The organism is Streptomyces sp. MGP-BFMKR1, from assembly GCF_057766585.1.
The window spans coordinates 1,934,868-1,951,715 of record NZ_CM173408.1 but is presented as its reverse complement, the minus strand read 5'-3'; the positions used below and the strand labels follow the sequence as shown (position 1 = coordinate 1,951,715).

Here is a 16,848-nt window from a genome sequence, read left to right as displayed (position 1 = left end):
CCGTCCGCCTCCGTTCCGTCCCCCGTCGCCACCGCGGCCAACCCTGGCCCGGACCGGTGGAACCGCCCTCGCCGACCCGCTCATGGGGATGAACGTACGGGGGCGCGGCTGCCGGTGCCGTGTTCTGAGAGGTGACGAGTGTCCGTTCTAGCGTGAGCAAAAGGAGCAGAACAGAGAGCGGAACGTTTTCGCTCGGCCCCCGGCGAAGCGAGCGGCCGGGTGACGGGGCACGGGGGAGCGCCGTGGCGGTCAACCGGCGGCCGGCGGGGCGGCCGGCAGGGGGTGGATGGACACGACCTCGAAGCGGGCGGGGGTGCCGAGGGCGGCGCCGCAGCTTTCGGGGCGGGGTGGGTCGGAGGGCGACTGGGACAGGAGGACCCGCCAGGCGCGCCCGTCGGCGTGCGTGACGGTGACGGTCCAGCCGGACCCGTTCGCGGGCGCCGCGTCGTGGGTGGCGGGTGACGCGGGGAGCGCGGGCTGGGCCAGCACGTCGGAGACCGTCAACGCGTCGGCCCGGCCCTCCCCGGTGTGCCGGCGTACGGCCAGGTCGGCGGCCTGACCCGGGCGGTCCCAGGCGGAGCGGCCCCGCGCGCCGTCGGCGACGACGCGGCCCCGTCGCGCGGAGGCGAGCACCTCCTTGACGGAGTGGGCGGTGGCCCGGCCGTAGGCGTACCCGTACGGCAGCACGAGCAGGGTGGGCGAGAAGCGGTGGCCGCCGATGTGGGTGATCTCCCAGACGTCGGTAGCGCTGGCGGCCAGTTCCGCGGCGAGTGGGCGGCCGAGCAGGGCGCAGCAGCGGTCGCGCTTGCCGTTGGTGCACACGAAGGCCAGGGGCTCGCCCTCGTACGGGCTCCACCGCGCGGGCGCGGCGGGGGCGCCCGGGGGCGAGGTGGGGGGCGCCCACGGCGCGAAGGGGCGCTGGGTGGCCAGCGGGAGCGCCCGTACGTCGCCGGCGCCCAGGGCGGCGAAGTCCAGCGCGAGCAGCGCCGCCGGATCGCTGACCTGGGTCGTGCGCATCCAGGACCGGCCGGGCAGGGTGTGCGCCGCGATCACCCGCTGCCGCGTCGGCAGCCGGCGGTCGGCGTGCCGCCCGGGCCGTCGGATCAGGGCGAGGCGGACGCCGGTGCCCTCCGCGGCGCGCTCCAGCGCGCGGCCCACCTCGGGGTCGAGGTGGCTGGCGGTGAGGGCCTTGGCGCCCCAGGGGCCGGTCTGCTCGATCAGGAGCCAGGTGCGGGCAGCGGCGGCGGTGCCCGCGAGGGGCTCGGCCAGCTCCCGCGAACTGGTCGCACAGGTGCTCACGCAGGCGAGCCTAACCTGAGCTGTGGCCGCGGCCGGGCGGGACGGACCTCCGCTGCTCACTCTGTGAGCAGCGATGACGGCGGCTTCAGGCGGTCGTTGGCGCGGCGCGGGCGATGTCGCCGGTTCCGCCGTGTGGGGGACGGGAGGGCGGTGACGCGTACGGGCCGCGCGGGCCGTGCGCCGCGTGCGCCGGTTCCCGGGGGCGCGTCACGGCATCGGCTGGGGCGGCTTGGGCCCCCGGTAGTGGCCGCGGGGGCGCATGCGCAGGGGGTGTTCGGCGTACTCCTCCAGCGCGTGCGCGATCCAGCCCGCCACCCGGCCCACCGCGAACAGCGTCTCGCCGGCCTCGGGCGGCATGCCGGCCGAGACGGTCAGCACGGCGAGCGCGAGGTCCACGTTGGCGTGCGACTCGGTGCGCTGGGCGGCCGTCGCCGCCACCTCCCGCGCGGCGGCCAGGGCGTCCGCCGCGCCGGGCACCTCCGCGAGCAGCGCGAAGAGCGCCTGTGCGCGCGGGTCGTGCGCCGGGTAGAGCCGATGCCCGAGCCCCGGGACCCCGCCGCCGGCGCGCAACTGGTCCGCTACGACGGCCGCCGCGCTCCCCCGGTCCAGGACCTCCGCCAGCATGCGGTGCGTGAGCCCGCTGGCCGCGCCGTGCAGCGGTCCGTCCGCCGCGCCGAGCCCGGCGGACACGGCCGCATACGGATGGGCCCGCGCCGAGGCCGCCACCCGGACGGCCAGCGTGGACGCGGCCAGGTCGTGGTCGATGAGCAGCACGAGCGCGCTCTGGAGCGCGCGCAGAGAGGCGGGGTCGGCGGGGTGCGGCGAGAGCCGCAGCCAGAGCTGCTCGGCGATGCTCGGCGGCAGCGGGTCGGCGCTGGGGGGCGCGTCCTCGCCGGAGCGGGGCGCGTCGGCCGCCGGCACGCGCTGCCCCGGCGCCGGGGGCAGGGCGTCCACCAGCGTGGCGATCAGGGTGCGGGCACTGGCCAGCACCGTCCGCTCGGTCAGGTCGAAGCGGAGCGGGTCCGCCGCCGCGGCGGCGATGGCGGCGACCCGCAGCCCGTCCATCGGGCCGCTGTGCGCGGGGAGCGCCGAGACCGCCCGGCGCGCCGCGGCGCGGGTCTCCGGCGGGGCGGTGAACCGGACGCCGGGGCTCAGCCGCCCGGTCCACAGCCACTCGGCCACCTCCTCGTACCCGTACCGCCGCGCCAGCGCCGTGGCGTCCACGCCGCGGTAGTAGTGCCGGTCCGGCTCGATGAGGGTGATGCCGGTGCGCACGACGGTGTCCCCCGGGGCCGGTTGCCCCTGGGACTGCGTCGCGGCCTCGCGCCGTCCGCGCCGGAGCAGCGCCTCGACCTCGTCGGCGTCGAAGGTGCTGCCCCGCGCGCCCGGCGCGCGCCGGCTGGTGAGCTGGCCCCGGCTGACGTACGCGTACACCGTCTCGGGCTTGACGCCGAGTAGTTCGGCGGCCTCGCGCGTGGTCAGCCGGCGCTCGCCGCGGCCGGTCGCTGGTTCGGTGTCCGACTCCGTGTCCGCCATGTCCTCACCGTATCCATGCTGACGGACCCTCCTCCATATATTGATTTGCTTCGCCTTAATCAATATTGACAGCTCGATCATGCGTACTGGACAGTCGGAATCAATGTGAAGCGAGAAGGGGAGTCGAAGATGCCGATCCAGGAGTCCGAAGCAGTCGCCCAGGGGCCGCGGACACCACTGCCGGCCGGTGATGAGCAGCCGCCCTCCCGGGGCCGGGCGGGGGACGGCGCTCCGATCGAGGTGCCGCGCGGGCTCGCGGGGGTCGTCGTGACCGACACCGCGCTCGGTGACGTCCGCGGTCGCGAGGGCTTCTACCACTACCGCCAGTACTCCGCCGTCGAACTCGCCGAGAGCCGCACCTTCGAGGACGTGTGGCACCTGATGTTCTACGGAGAGCTGCCGGACGCCGCGCGGCGGGCCGCGTTCACCGCGCAGACCGCCGCCCTGCGGCGGCTGCCCGAGGCGCTGCGGGCCGCACTGCCCGGCATCGCCCGCGCCAGCGGGCCGTCGGGACCGCTCGCCGGACTGCGCACCGCGCTCTCCCTGCTCGGCGCGTCCGCCGGGTTCCGGCCGCTGTACGACATCGACACCGAGCGCCGGCGCGCGGACGCGCTGGCGGCGTGCGCCGCCGTACCCACCCTGCTCACCGCGCTCCACCGGCTCGGTGAGGGCCTGGAGCCGGTCGAGCCACGGGACGACCTCCCGTACGCCGCCAACTACCTCTACATGCTGAGCGGTACGGAGCCGGGGCCCGAGCGCGCCCGCGCCATCGAGCGGTACCTGATCTCCACCGTCGACCACGGGTTCAACGCCTCCACCTTCACCGCCCGCGTGATCACCTCCACCGGCGCCGATCTCGCCGCCTGCCTGGTGGGTGCGGTGGGCGCGCTGTCGGGACCGTTGCACGGGGGCGCGCCGAGCCGGGCCCTGGACACCCTCGACGCCATCGGCACCCCCGACCGGATCGACGCCTGGATCAGGGAACGGGTGCGGGCGGGGGAGCGGATCATGGGGTTCGGGCACCCCGTCTACCGCACCGAGGACCCGCGTTCGCGGATGCTGCGCGGCGTCGCCCAGAGCTTCGGCGGCCCGCTCGTGGACTTCGCCGTACAGGTGGAGGGGCGGGTGGAGGCGATCCTGGCGGAGCTGAAGCCGGGTCGCGAGCTGCACACCAACGTCGAGTTCTACGCCGGCGTCGTGATGGAGCTGTGTGGGCTGCCGCGTGCCATGTTCACGCCGACGTTCGCGGCGGCCCGCGTGGTCGGCTGGAGCGCCAATATCCTGGAGCAGGCGGAGGACTCGAAGATCATCCGCCCGGCGGCCCGCTACGTCGGTCCGCCACCGCCGCAGCCCGTGCCCACCGTGTGAGAGGTCCCCCGTTGAGCGAGCAGCAGATCCCGGTCATCGTCCTCGCGGGCTTCCTGGGGTCGGGCAAGACCACCCTGCTCAACCACCTGCTCCGGCACAGCGGCGACACCCGGATCGGCGTCATCGTCAACGACTTCGGCTCGATCGAGATCGACGCCATGAGCGTGTCGGGGCAGGTGGGGTCGACCGTCTCGCTCGGCAACGGGTGCCTGTGCTGCGCCGTGGACGTCAGCGAACTCGACGGCTACCTGGACACCCTGACCGCGCCCGCCGCCCGCCTGGACGTCATCGTCATCGAGGCGAGCGGGCTCGCCGAGCCGCAGGAACTGGTGCGCATGGTGCTGGCCAGCGACAACCGGCGGGTGGTCTACGGGGGCCTGGTCGAGGTCGCCGACGCGGCGGAGTTCGCGGCCACCCGGGAGCGCCACCCGGAGCTCGACCGGCACCTGGCCATCGCCGACCTGGTCGTGCTCAACAAGGCCGACCGGGTCTCGCCGACCGAGCTGACCGCCCTGCGGGAGACCCTCGACGAGCTGAGCCGGGGCACGGCGGTCGTCGTCGCGGAGCACGGCCGCGTCGATCCGGAACTGCTCTTCGCGTGCCGCCCGCGCGACGAGAGCGCCGGGCGACAGCTCTCCTTCGAGGACCTGCGCGACGAGTTGGACCTCGGCGACGGCGACGGCGACGGGCACGCCGGCCACCCGCACGCGGCGTACGAGAGCCTCGCGTTCACCTCGTCCGTACCGGTGCACCCGCGGCGGCTGATGGACTTCCTCGACGCGCGACCGACGGGGCTCTACCGGATCAAGGGATTCATCGACTTCGGGGCCGGCGATCCGCGCAACCGGTACGTGCTGCACGCCGTCGGGCGCTTCCTGCGCTTCTACCCGGAGCCCTGGCCGTCGGGCGAGCCCCGGCTGACCCAACTCGTGCTCATCGGCTCGGGCATCGATGCCCCCGCCCTGCGCGAACAGCTCGCCGGCTGCCGGGCGGACGACGCCCTGGTGGCGGAGGCGGCGGACGTGGCGCTGCCCGTGGCCGGGGCCGCGCTGTCGGGCGAGCCCGGCGCGAGCGCGGCCGGCTCCCCGCTGCCGGCCCAGCGCGCCGCCGAGCCCGTCGAGCCGACCGAGCCGACCCTGGTCCCGGCCGCCGAGGCCGGTTCGGGCGGGCCGACGGAGGCGGCGGCCGTGGCGCGCGCCATGTGGGGCGTGCTGCGGTACGTCCAGCACCAGGACCACGAGCAGGACGAGGAGTAGCCCCCGCGCCCCTGCGCGCCCGGGCTGCTCGCCCGGCGGCCCGGGCCTGGGGCTCGTGCACCCCCAGGCCCCGCGAGCCCCCGAGGCCGGCAGCCCCCGACGGCCCGTACCCCACACCGCTCACCGAACGGTCCGCGCGCCCGCACGTGCCGCGCCAGGGGACGAGTCCCGGCGCGGCGCGGCGACGCGCGCTCCCGCTACGCGGCCGGGCCCGCGATCGCCGCCACCGGCTTGGCCAGCGGAACGCCGGAACCGTCCCGGCGCGGGTCGGGCTCGGGCAGCGGCACCGGGACGCCGGCGTTGCTGGCGGCCCGCGGCGGGGCCGCCCCCGCCCACGCCATGACCAGGCAGTCCTCACCCTTGAGGAAGCGCTGGCAGCGCACTCCGCCGGTGGCCCGGCCCTTGCGCGGATACTGGTCGAACGGGGTGAGCTTGGCCGTTTGCAGCGCTCCGTCGAGCGTGTCCCGCGCACCCGCCACCGTGAAGACCATCGCGTCGACGGCCGGGTCCACCGCGCCGAAGGACAGCGCCCTGGCGCCGGCGCCCAGCTTCACGCCCGCCATGCCGCCCGCGGCCCGCCCCTGCGGGCGCACCTGCGCGGCCGGATAGCGCAGCAGTTGGGCCTCGCTGGTGATGAAGACCAGGTCCTCGTCGCCGGTGCGCAACTCCACGGCGCCGACGACCTCGTCGCCCTCGCGGAGTGTGATGACCTCCAACTCCCCCTTGTTCGTCGGGTAGTCGGGCACCACCCGCTTGACCACGCCCTGCGCCGTGCCCAGCGCCAGACCGGGCGACGACTCGTCCAGCGTGGTCAGGCACACCACGCGCTCACCGTCGGCCAGGGTCAGGAACTCCGTGAGCGGCGCCCCGCCCGCGACGTTGGGCGCCGACGCGGTGTCCGGCAGCGTCGGCAGGTCGATCACCGCGATCCGCAGCAGCCGCCCGGTCGAGGTCACCGCGCCCACGTCGGCGCGCGCCGTCGCCGGCACCGAGGAGACGATCACGTCGTGCTTGGCGCGCCGGGCCGCCCCGTCGTCCACCGGCGGCTCGCCGGTGGCGGTGCGGGCCAGCAGCCCCGTGGACGAGAGCAGCACGCGGCACGGGTCGTCGGGGACCTCCAGGGGCACCGACGCCACCGTGGAACCGGCCGACTCGAGGAGCACCGTGCGCCGGTCGGTGCCGAACTTCTTCGCCACCGTCGCCAGCTCGCTCGACACCAGCTTCCGCAACTCGGCGTCGGACTCCAGGATGCGGGTCAGCTCGGCGATCTCCCCGGTGAGCTTGTCCCGCTCCGACTCCAGCTCGATCCGGTCGAACTTGGTCAGCCGGCGCAGCGGCGTGTCCAGGATGTACTGCGTCTGGGTGTCCGACAGCGCGAACCGGCCCATCAGCGCTTCCTTGGCCTGCGCCGCGTTCTCGCTGGACCGGATGAGGCGAATGACCTCGTCGATGTCGAGCAGCGCCGTGAGCAGGCCCTCGACCAGGTGCAGCCGGTCCTGCCGCTTCCTGCGCCGGTACTCGCTGCGCCGCCGTACGACCTCGAAGCGGTGGTCGAGGTAGACCTCCAGGAGTTCCTTGAGGCCGAGCGTGAGCGGCTGGCCGTCCACCAGGGCGACGTTGTTGATGCCGAAGGACTCCTCCATCGGCGTCAGCTTGTACAACTGCTCGAGGACGGCCTCCGGGTTGAAGCCGTTCTTCACCTCGATGACCAGCCGCAGCCCGTGCTCGCGGTCGGTGAGGTCCTTGACGTCGGCGATGCCCTGGAGCTTCTTCGCGCCGACCAGGTCCTTGATCTTGGCGATGACCTTCTCCGGGCCGACCGCGAACGGCAGCTCCGTGACGACCAGGCCCTTGCGGCGCGGTGAAACGTTGTCCACCGTCACCGTCGCGCGGATCTTGAACGTGCCGCGCCCGCTCTCGTACGCGTCCCGCACGCCCGAGAGGCCGACGATGCGCCCGCCGGTGGGCAGGTCGGGGCCGGGCACGAAGCGCATCAGCGTGTCGAGGTCGGCGCCCGGGTGCTTGATCAGGTGCCGCGCCGCGGCGATGACCTCGCCGAGGTTGTGCGGCGGCATGTTCGTCGCCATCCCGACCGCGATCCCCGACGAGCCGTTGACCAGCAGGTTGGGGTAGGCCGCCGGGAGCGCGACGGGCTCCTGCTCGCTGCCGTCGTAGTTGGGGCTGAAGTCGACCGTGTCCTCGTCGATGGACTCGGTCATCAGCGAGGTCGCCGACGCCATCCGGCACTCGGTGTACCGCATCGCGGCCGGCGGGTCGTCGTTGCCCAGCGAACCGAAGTTGCCGTGCCCGTCGACCAGCGGCAGGCGCATCGAGAACGGCTGGGCCATGCGCACCAGCGCGTCGTAGATGGACGCGTCACCGTGCGGGTGCAGCTTGCCCATCACCTCGCCGACGACGCGGGCGCACTTGACGTACCCCCGCTCGGGGCGCAGCCCCATGTCATTCATCTGGTACAGGATGCGGCGGTGCACCGGCTTGAGGCCGTCCCTGGCGTCGGGCAGCGCACGGGAGTAGATGACCGAGTAGGCGTATTCGAGGAAGGAGCCCTGCATTTCATCGACGACGTCGATGTCGAGGATGCGCTCCTCGAAATCCTCCGGTGGCGGGGTCTTCGTGCTGCGGCGGGCCATCGCGGCTGCGGCTCCTTCTCCTGCCGGTGCGAGTTCTGACGCCGACCATTGTGGACCGCCGCACTGACAACGCTGACCACGACCCGGCTGGCGGACCCCGCACGACGCCGCCGCGCGCGGGGGCTTCGCCGGGAACTTCGCCAGATGTCAGCCCGCTTGCATACAGTGACAGGACTGCTCAACCCGCGATAGATCGCGCGATCGAAGGGACGTACATGCCCATGGGTCACACGGCCACGCAACAGGCCGGCTCCGGCGGCCTGACAGCGACCGAGCACCGCCTGGCGAACGGTCTGCGTGTGGTGCTCTCCGAGGACCACCTGACCCCGGTCGCCGCGGTCTGCCTCTGGTACGACGTCGGCTCCCGCCACGAGGTCAAGGGGCGTACGGGGCTCGCCCACCTCTTCGAGCACCTGATGTTCCAGGGTTCGAAGCAGGTCCCGGGCAACGGCCACTTCGAGCTGGTGCAGGGGGCCGGCGGCTCGCTGAACGGCACCACGAGCTTCGAGCGCACCAACTACTTCGAGACCATGCCCACCCACCAGGTGGAGCTGGCCCTGTGGCTGGAGGCCGACCGCATGGGCTCGCTGCTCTCCGCGCTCGACGAGGAGAGCATGGAGAACCAGCGGGACGTGGTGAAGAACGAGCGCCGCCAGCGGTACGACAACGTGCCCTACGGCACCGCCTTCGAGCGGCTGACCGCGATGGTCTACCCGGAGGGCCACCCGTACCACCACACCCCCATCGGCTCGATGGCGGACCTGGACGCGGCCTCGCTGGAGGACGCGCGGCAGTTCTTCCGCACGTACTACGCGCCGAACAACGCCGTACTCGCCGTCGTCGGGGACATCGACCCCGAGCAGACCCTGGCCTGGGTCGAGAAGTACTTCGGCAGCATCCCGGCGCACGACGGCAAGCCCACCCCGCGGGACGGCGCGTTGCCCGACATCATCGGCGCGCAGTTGCGCGAGGAGGTGCGCGAGGAGGTGCCCGCGCGCGCCTTGATGGCCGCCTACCGGCTGCCGCACGACGGCACCCGGGAGGCCGACGCCGCCGACCTGGCGCTGACCGTGCTCGGCGGCGGCGAGTCCTCGCGCCTGCACAACCGGCTGGTGCGGCGCGACCGCACGGCCGTCGCGGCCGGCTTCGGACTGCTGCGACTGGCCGGCGCGCCCTCGCTGGGCTGGCTGGACGTCAAGACCTCGGGCGGCGTGGAGGTGCCCGCCATCGAGGCCGCGGTGGACGAGGAACTCGCGCGCTTCGCCGCCGAGGGTCCGAGCCCGGAGGAGATGGAGCGGGCCCAGGCGCAGCTCGAGCGCGAGTGGCTGGACCGGCTGGCCACGGTCGGCGGCCGGGCCGACGAACTGTGCCGGTACGCGGTGCTCTTCGGCGACCCGCAGCTCGCGCTGAGCGCCGTGGGCCGGGTCCTGGACATCACCGCCGACGAGGTGCGGGCCGTCGCCGCGGCCCGACTGCGCCCCGACAACCGCGCGGTCCTCGTCTACGAGCCGATCGAGGCCGCCGACAACGGCGAGAGCGACGAGGGCGCGCAGCCCACCCAGCCGACCGACGTCGTGCGGGCGGCACCCGATGCGCCCGCGGCCGACGCGGCCAACGCAGCGACCGAGGACAACGACGAAGGGGCCGGCCGGTGAGCGACGCCGCAACCACGACCGCGACGCAGACGAACGCGACGGACACCGTGACGAGCATGCAGTTCCACCCGCAGCCGCAGCCGGGCCAGGCCAGGCCGTGGGCCTTCCCCGCACCCGAGCGCGGCCAGTTGCCCAACGGCCTGACCGTGCTGCGCTGCCACCGCCCCGGCCAGCAGGTCGTCGCGGTCGAGGTCAGCCTCGCCGCGCCGCTGGAGGCCGAGCCGCAGGGGCTCGAAGGCGTGGCGACCATCATGGCGCGGGCGCTGTCGGAGGGCACCGACCGGCACTCGGCCGAGGAGTTCGCCGCCGAGCTGGAGCGCTGCGGCGCCACCCTGGACGCGTACGCGGACCACCCCGGCGTGCGCGTCTCCCTGGAGGTCCCCGCCTCCCGGCTGACGAAGGCGCTCGGGCTGCTCGCCGACGCCCTGCGCGCCCCGGCCTTCCCGGAGGGCGAGGTCGAGCGGCTGGTGCGCAACCGGCTCGACGAGATCCCGCACGAGCTGGCCAACCCCGCCCGGCGGGCCGCGATGACGCTCTCCAAGGAGCTCTTCCCGGCCGACTCCCGGATGTCCCGGCCGCGCCAGGGCACCGAGGAGTCGGTCGCGCGCGTGGACGCCGCCGCCGTGCGCGCCTTCTACGCGGCCCACGTGCGCCCCGCCACGGCCACCGCCGTCGTCGTCGGCGACCTCACCGGCGTCGACCTCGACCAGGCGCTGGCCGACACGCTGGGCGCCTGGAGCGGCGACACGGCCGCGCCCCGCCCGGTGCCCACCGTCACCGCCGACGACACCGGCCGGGTCGTCATCGTGGACCGGCCGGGCGCGGTGCAGACCCAACTGCTCATCGGCCGGGTCGGCGCCGACCGGCACGACCAGGTCTGGCCCGCGCAGACGCTCGGCACCTACTGCCTGGGCGGCACCCTCACCTCCCGGCTCGACCGGGTGCTGCGCGAGGAGAAGGGCTACACGTACGGCGTGCGGGCCTTCGCCCAGGTCCTGCGCTCCACGCCGGAGGGCACGGGCCTCTCCCTCCTGGCCATCAGCGGCTCGGTGGCCACCGAGGTGACGGGGCCGGCCCTCGAGGACGCGTGGAAGGTGCTGCGCACGCTGGCCGCCGACGGGCTGACGGACGACGAGCGCGACGTGGCCGTGCAGAACCTGGTGGGGATCGCCCCGCTGAAGTACGAGACGGCCGCCTCGGTCGCGGGCACCCTCGCGGACCAGGTCGAGCAGCACCTGCCGGACGACTTCCAGGCCCACCTCTACCGGCGGCTCGCGGAGACCGGCACGGTCGAGGCGACCGCCGCGGCCGTCGCCGCCTTCCCCACCGACCGGCTGGTGACCGTGCTGGTCGGCGACGCCTCGGTGATCGCCGAGCCGGTGAAGGCGCTGGGCATCGGGGACGTACGGGTGGTGAGCGGCTAGCGGCGGGAGGTCCCGGCGGCCCGAGCCGGGCTGGCGAGCCGTCAGGCGCCGTCCGGCCCGGGCTCGCCCCGCACCGCCCGCGCTGCCGCGCCGCCCGCCCTGCCCGTGGTGCCCGCTCCCGGAGCGCCGGGCGGCGCGTCGAGTGGTCCACGGGGCCGGGGCGGCTGCCGCGGTCCCGAGAGGCCGGGAGGTGCGGGCGAGCACGCGAGCGCTGGAGCGGGTGGCGTACGCGGGAACGTAGCGGAGCGCCGCCCGGTATCTGACCGTCCCCCAGAGAGCGGCATGGGCGCCCGGATTGCCCCGGGTGTCCGGGGCGGAGGCAGGGGCTCCTGTTACTGATGAGCCGTTAAGAGGCCCTGGTGTCAAGTGGGATGCCAGGGCCTCTCGGTTTGTCTGTTTTGCGGGAGAGATTGCCTGTCTGCCGTGTGGCGTGCGCAACAAACGGCCGGTTCTGTTTGCCGATCAAAAGACGTCCCGCTTAGCGTCAGCCCCGTTGTCCGTCACACCTTCGCCACACCCGTGGCACCGGGCAACCATCGCCGAGTCCCTTATGGCGCGAGCCAGGGGAGCCGGGGACCCAAGTCCCCTGGGGTGAATCGGCCGCCATCCTCGCGAGAGGCGTGGTGACCGTAGGAGACCTTCCTGCTCCGAACCCGTCAGCTAACCCGGTAGGCGAGAAGGAAGGAAAGGAGTACGCCTCCCCATGGCGTTCACCCGTGCCACTGGGCGGCACCGTCGCCCCAGCCGCTTTGTCCGTACCAGCGCGAACGCGGCGGGCATGGCCACCCTCGCGGCCACCGGCGTCGTCGCCGGCATAGCCGCCCCCGCGATGGCCGCCCCGGGCGCCGACGGCGTCCCCGAGCTCCAGGACACCGGCCTGCGTCAGGCCGCGACTCTGAACGAGGACATCGCGGACAAGATCGGCGCTCAGGCCGACGCCCAGTACTCCGCCGCCGAGCAGGCCGCGGCCGAGCAGCAGGCTGAGGAAGAGGCGCGTCAGCAGGCCGCCGAGCACGCCGCCGAGATGAAGAAGAAGGCGGAGGAGGCCAAGCGCAAGGCCGCCGCCGAGGCCGCGAAGAAGAAGGCCGCCGCGAAGAAGGCGGCCGAGGCACGGGCCGCCGCCGAGCGCGAGGCCGAGGAGACCCGCGCCAGCGAGGTCGTCGACACGCGCGCGTCGCGCACCGCCGAGCGTCCGGCGGCGGGCTCCTACGTCCTGCCGGTCGCGGGCTCGTACGTCTCGACGCAGTACCAGGCGTCCGGTGGCGCCTGGTCCTCCGGCAGCCACACCGGCGTCGACTTCCACGCCAGCACCGGCACCTCGGTGCGCGCCGTGGGCGCCGGCACCATCGTCGAGGCCGGCTGGGGCGGCGCCTACGGCAACAACGTCGTGATCAAGATGAACGACGGCACCTACACCCAGTACGGGCACCTCGACTCGATCTCCGTCTCGGTCGGCCAGAGCGTCGCCCCCGGCCAGCAGATCGGCCTCGCCGGCAACACGGGCAACTCCTTCGGCGCGCACCTGCACTTCGAGGCCCGCACGTCGCCCGAGTACGGCTCGGACATCAACCCCGTCGCCTACCTGCGCTCCCACGGCGTCAACATCTGAGGCGACACCGGGCCACCCCGCCCGGCCCCCGCACGTCACATGCCGAAGGCCCCGCCCTGTGCGCGGGGCCTTCGGCGCGTCTCGGCCCGCGCGCGGCCAGCGGGAGCCGGCGCGCGGTCTCGCGCCACGGCGCCCGCACGGCGGTCCCCGCCCCTTCCCGGAGCGGAGACGACGAAGCCGCGGTGACGTCCCAGGGGGATCACCGCGGCTTCGCAGGGTGCTGAAAAGCGAGTCAGACCGTCTCCGGGAGCTCCTCAAGCCCCTCGGCGACGAGCTTGGCCAGCCGGTCGAGCGCGACCTCGGCGCCGTCGGCCTCCGAGGCCAGCACGATCTCCTCGCCGCCCTGCGCGCCGAGCCCGAGCACGGCGAGCATCGAGGCGGCGTTGACCGGGGTGCCGTCCGGCTTGGCGATCGTCACGGGGACGCCGGAGGCCGTCGCGGCGCGGACGAAGATGGACGCGGGGCGAGCGTGCAGGCCCTCTGCCCAGCCGACGGTGACGCGGCGCTCAACCATGGTGTTGCCCTTCAGGTGGTTGCTGTTGTCTAGACCAGTCTCTCACGGGGTGCGGAGTGCTCTGGCGGAGCCCTTCCACAGCCTGCCCCGCCGCAACGCTGTGCGCGAGTCGGACCGTTGTCGGTGCCCCCGCCTAGGCTGGAGCCATGGAAACGCCGCCCGAGCACGCCTATCCGACGCACTGGGAAGCGGACGTGGTGCTCCGTGACGGCGGCACCGCCCAGATCCGCCCCATCACGCCCGACGACGGCCAGCGCCTGGTCGACTTCTACGAGCGGGTCTCGGACGAGTCCAAGTACTACCGCTTCTTCGCCCCCTATCCCCGGCTCTCCGACCGCGATGTGCACCGCTTCACCCACCACGACTACGTGAACCGGGTCGGCCTGGCGGCGACGGTCGGGGACGAGTTCATCGCCACGGTGCGGTACGACCGCATCGACGAGCGCGGTCGCCCCTCGTCGGCGCCGGCGGACGAGGCCGAGGTCGCCTTCCTCGTGCAGGACGCCCACCAGGGGCGCGGCGTCGCCTCCGCCCTGCTCGAACACATCGCCGCCGTCGCCAGGGAGCGCGCCATCCGCCGCTTCGCCGCCGAGGTGCTCCCCGCCAACACCAAGATGATCAAGGTGTTCACGGACGCGGGCTACACCCAGCAGCGCAGCTTCGAGGACGGCGTCGTCCGCCTGGAATTCGACCTCGAACCCACGGCCCGGTCGCTGGCCGTCATGCGCGCCCGGGAGCAGCGCGCCGAGGCCCGCTCCGTGCAGCGGCTGCTCGCGCCCGGCTCGGTGGCGGTCGTCGGGGCCAGCCGCCGGCCCGGCGGCGCCGGCCGGGCCGTCCTCGTGGACCTGCTGAGCGGCGGCTACACGGGCCGGGTGTGCGCGGTCAACCACGCCTTCGCTCCCGGGCGCTCGTGGCTGACGGGCGCCGACCTGGCCCAGGCCCGACGCGCCGCCGACGCCGCGCCACCACCGGGGGCGAGCGCGCCCGGCGCACCCAGCACACCCGGTGCGGGCGGTGCGGTGCCGGAGCGCGCCGGCGCGGGCCCGCTGACCCGTCCCGACGCGGAGCCGGCCGGGCCGCCCGGCCAGGCACCGCCCGCCGAGGACACCGCCGAACCGCCGGGCGTCGCCGCCTACCGCTCGCTGCACGACATCGAGGACCCGGTGGACCTGGCCGTCATCGCGGTCCCGGCCGAGCAGGTGCCCGCCGTCGTCGCCGACTGTGGCGAGCGCGGCGTGCAGGGCCTGGTCGTGGTCTCCTCCGGGTACGCCGAGAGCGGGCCGGCGGGCCTGGAGCGGCAGCGGGAGCTGGTCCGGCAGGTCAGGTCGCACGGGATGCGGCTGATCGGCCCCGGCGCCCTGGGGATCATCAACACGGCCAACGGTGTGCGGATGAACGCCTCCCTGTCGCCCCAGATGCCGCCGGCCGGCAACCTGGGCCTGTTCACCCAGTCCGGCGCGATCGGCATCGCCCTGTTGTCGGGGCTGCACCGGCGCGGCTCCGGCCTCTTCGGCATCTCCACCTTCGTCTCGGCCGGCAACCGGGCCGACGTCTCCGGCAACGACCTGCTCCAGTACTGGCACGACGACCCCGACACCCACGTCGCGCTGCTGTACCTGGAGTCCATCGGCAACCCCCGTAAGTTCACCCGGCTCGCCAAGCGCACCGCGGCCCTCAAGCCGGTCGTGGTCGTCAAGGGCGCCCGGCACAGCGGCAGCGAGCCCCCCGGGCACGCGGTGCCCACCACGCGCATCCCCGACGCCACGGTCTCCGCGCTGTTCCGGCAGGCGGGCGTCATCCGCGTGGACACGGTCACCGAGCTGGCCGACGTGGGCCTGTTCCTGGCCGCGCAACCCCTGCCGCGCGGCCCCCGGGTGGCGATCCTCGGCAACTCGGAGTCGCTCGGCCTGATCAGCTACGACGCGTGCCTGACCGAGGGCCTGCGCCCGCTGCCCCCGCTCGACCTGACCACGGCGGCCCAGCCCGCCGACTTCCGCGCGGCCCTCGACCGGGCCCTGGCCGACGACCTCTGCGACGCCGTCGTCGTCACGGCCATCCCCTCGGTCGACGAGGAGCCCGCCACGGAGCTGGCGCGGGTGATCCGGCAGTCGGCCGCCGCGAGCGGCGTGGCGAAGCCGGTGGTCGTGGTCCACCTGGAGATCCCGGGCCTGGCCGCCGCGCTGGCCCAGCCAGGCCCCCCGGACGCGGGCCGGGACCACCCGTCCGCGACCGGCGTGCCCCCGGCCGCACACCCCGCGGGCACCCCCGCCGCCGGTGACGAGCCCGCGGCCTGGCCGCCCGCGGCGTCGGACGGCCCGGCGGCCGAGTGCCGCGTGCCGGCGTATCCGGCGGCCGAGCGCGCGGTGCGCGCGCTGGCCGAGGCCGTGCGGTACGCGCACTGGCGGCGCCAGGCGGCCGAGCCAGGCCGGGTGCCCGAGTACGACGACATCGACGAGGCGGGCGCCGGGGCCGACATCGACGTACTGCTCGCCGCGCACGCCCACGAGGACGCCGAGCAGGCCCCGCCCCCGCCCCCGAGCACGCCCCCGTACCCGGTCGCGCCGCCGCCCCCCACCACCCCTCCGGCCCCGGCCGCGCCCCCGACGCCCCCGACCTCCGACGCTCCTCCCGCCGCGACGGGGGCCGCGCCCCCGCCACCCGCCGGGGCGCCCCAGCAGCCCGCCCACCCCACCGGGCCCGCCGCCCCCGACACCGCGCGGGTCGCCCGGCCCGCCGGGGAGCGCGGGCGTGCCCGCCAGCCGGCGCGTAGCTTCGCGCTCTCCGCGCCGGACACCCAGCGCCTGCTGGCCCGCTACGGCATCAGCGTGCTGCCCGCCCTGCCCGCGCCGGACCCCGACAGCGCGACGCGGGCCGCCGCCCGCCTCGGCTACCCGGTGGCCCTCAAGCCCACCGCCCCCCACCTGCGCCACCGCGCCGACCTCGGCGCCTTCCGGCTCGACCTCGGCGGTGAGCGGGAACTGCGCCGGGCCTACGCCGAGTTGACCAGCCTGCTCGGCGGCCCCGACGAGCTGCGCCTGGTCGTCCAGCGGATGGCCCCGCGCGGCGTGGACACGGTGGTCCGAGCCGCCATCGACCCCGCCGCCGGAGCCGTGCTCTCCTTCGGCCTGGCCGGTGCCCCCTCCGAACTGCTCGGCGACACCGCCCACCGGCTCATACCGGCCACCGACCGTGACGTCGCCGAGCTGATCAGGTCGGTGCGCACCGCCCCCCTGCTGTTCGGCTGGCGCGGCTCACGACCGGTGGACACCGCCGCCCTGGAGGAACTGCTGCTCCGCGTCTCCCGGCTGGTCGGCGACCACCCCGAGGTGGTGGCCGTGCACCTGGAGCCGGTGGTCGTAGCCCCGCACGGGCTGTCCGTGCTGGGCGCGTCCCTGCGGCTGGCCCCGCCCCCGGTCCGTACGGACCTCGGCCCGCGCCACCTCCCCGCGTACTGAGCCCGGGCCGTCCCGGGCCCGGCGCGGGCGCGCGGCGGCCCGGCCGCGGCCGGGCGGCAGGGGTGACTCGACGCGGGTGGC

Annotated in this window: 10 protein-coding genes and 1 riboswitch; of the genes, 6 read left to right on the top strand and 4 right to left on the bottom strand. The window is 74.9% G+C overall.

The window, feature by feature from the left end:
* Nucleotides 1–249: 249 nt before the first annotated feature.
* Both AC3CHW_RS07220 and AC3CHW_RS07215 read right to left on the bottom strand, forming a co-directional pair.
* Complete coding sequence (locus tag AC3CHW_RS07220) at nt 250–1,299, bottom strand: ferredoxin family protein (RefSeq protein WP_488469943.1); 1,050 nt, start codon at nt 1,297–1,299, stop codon at nt 250–252.
* Nucleotides 1,300–1,506: 207 nt separating this feature from the next.
* The gene (locus AC3CHW_RS07215) at nt 1,507–2,835 is read right to left on the bottom strand and encodes a citrate/2-methylcitrate synthase (RefSeq protein WP_488469942.1); all 1,329 of its coding nucleotides are present in this window, start codon (nt 2,833–2,835) and stop codon (nt 1,507–1,509) included.
* 129 nt (nt 2,836–2,964) lie between these two features.
* On the opposite strand from AC3CHW_RS07215, the gene AC3CHW_RS07210 reads away from it, so the two are divergent.
* Together AC3CHW_RS07210 and AC3CHW_RS07205 are read left to right on the top strand one after the other, a co-directional pair.
* Nucleotides 2,965–4,203, top strand: coding sequence for a citrate synthase (locus AC3CHW_RS07210; protein WP_488469941.1), 1,239 nt, complete (start codon nt 2,965–2,967; stop codon nt 4,201–4,203).
* Between the two features lie 11 nt (nt 4,204–4,214).
* Nucleotides 4,215–5,459, top strand: coding sequence for a CobW family GTP-binding protein (locus tag AC3CHW_RS07205; protein WP_488469940.1), 1,245 nt, complete (start codon nt 4,215–4,217; stop codon nt 5,457–5,459).
* Between the two features lie 197 nt (nt 5,460–5,656).
* Here the strand turns inward: AC3CHW_RS07205 and AC3CHW_RS07200 are convergent, their stop codons facing one another.
* Nucleotides 5,657–8,110, bottom strand: a complete 2,454-nt coding sequence (locus AC3CHW_RS07200; protein ID WP_488469939.1) for a DNA gyrase/topoisomerase IV subunit A — start codon at nt 8,108–8,110, stop codon at nt 5,657–5,659.
* A gap of 215 nt (nt 8,111–8,325) precedes the next feature.
* Here AC3CHW_RS07200 and AC3CHW_RS07195 point away from each other — a divergent pair, with 215 nt between their 5' ends.
* The 3 genes from AC3CHW_RS07195 to AC3CHW_RS07185 all read left to right on the top strand — a co-directional run bounded on the left by AC3CHW_RS07195 (nt 8,326) and on the right by AC3CHW_RS07185 (nt 12,798).
* Nucleotides 8,326–9,765 carry a M16 family metallopeptidase gene (locus AC3CHW_RS07195; protein WP_488469938.1) on the top strand — a complete coding sequence of 480 codons (1,440 nt, stop codon included), beginning with the start codon at nt 8,326–8,328 and terminating at the stop codon, nt 9,763–9,765.
* Nucleotides 9,766–9,821: 56 nt separating this feature from the next.
* A complete protein-coding gene (locus AC3CHW_RS07190) occupies nt 9,822–11,189 on the top strand; it encodes a M16 family metallopeptidase (protein ID WP_176166476.1) in 1,368 nt (455 codons plus the stop codon).
* A 527-nt stretch (nt 11,190–11,716) separates the two neighbouring features.
* A riboswitch (cyclic di-AMP (ydaO/yuaA leader) is annotated at nt 11,717–11,879 on the top strand.
* 13 nt (nt 11,880–11,892) lie between these two features.
* A complete protein-coding gene (locus AC3CHW_RS07185; RefSeq protein ID WP_488469937.1) occupies nt 11,893–12,798 on the top strand; it encodes a M23 family metallopeptidase in 906 nt (301 codons plus the stop codon).
* Nucleotides 12,799–13,030: 232 nt separating this feature from the next.
* Here the strand turns inward: AC3CHW_RS07185 and AC3CHW_RS07180 are convergent, their stop codons facing one another.
* Complete coding sequence (locus AC3CHW_RS07180) at nt 13,031–13,312, bottom strand: HPr family phosphocarrier protein (protein WP_176164515.1); 282 nt, start codon at nt 13,310–13,312, stop codon at nt 13,031–13,033.
* Between the two features lie 146 nt (nt 13,313–13,458).
* Here AC3CHW_RS07180 and AC3CHW_RS07175 point away from each other — a divergent pair, with 146 nt between their 5' ends.
* A complete protein-coding gene (locus tag AC3CHW_RS07175; RefSeq protein ID WP_488469936.1) occupies nt 13,459–16,767 on the top strand; it encodes a bifunctional acetate--CoA ligase family protein/GNAT family N-acetyltransferase in 3,309 nt (1,102 codons plus the stop codon).
* The last annotated feature ends 81 nt before the right edge of the window (nt 16,768–16,848 follow it).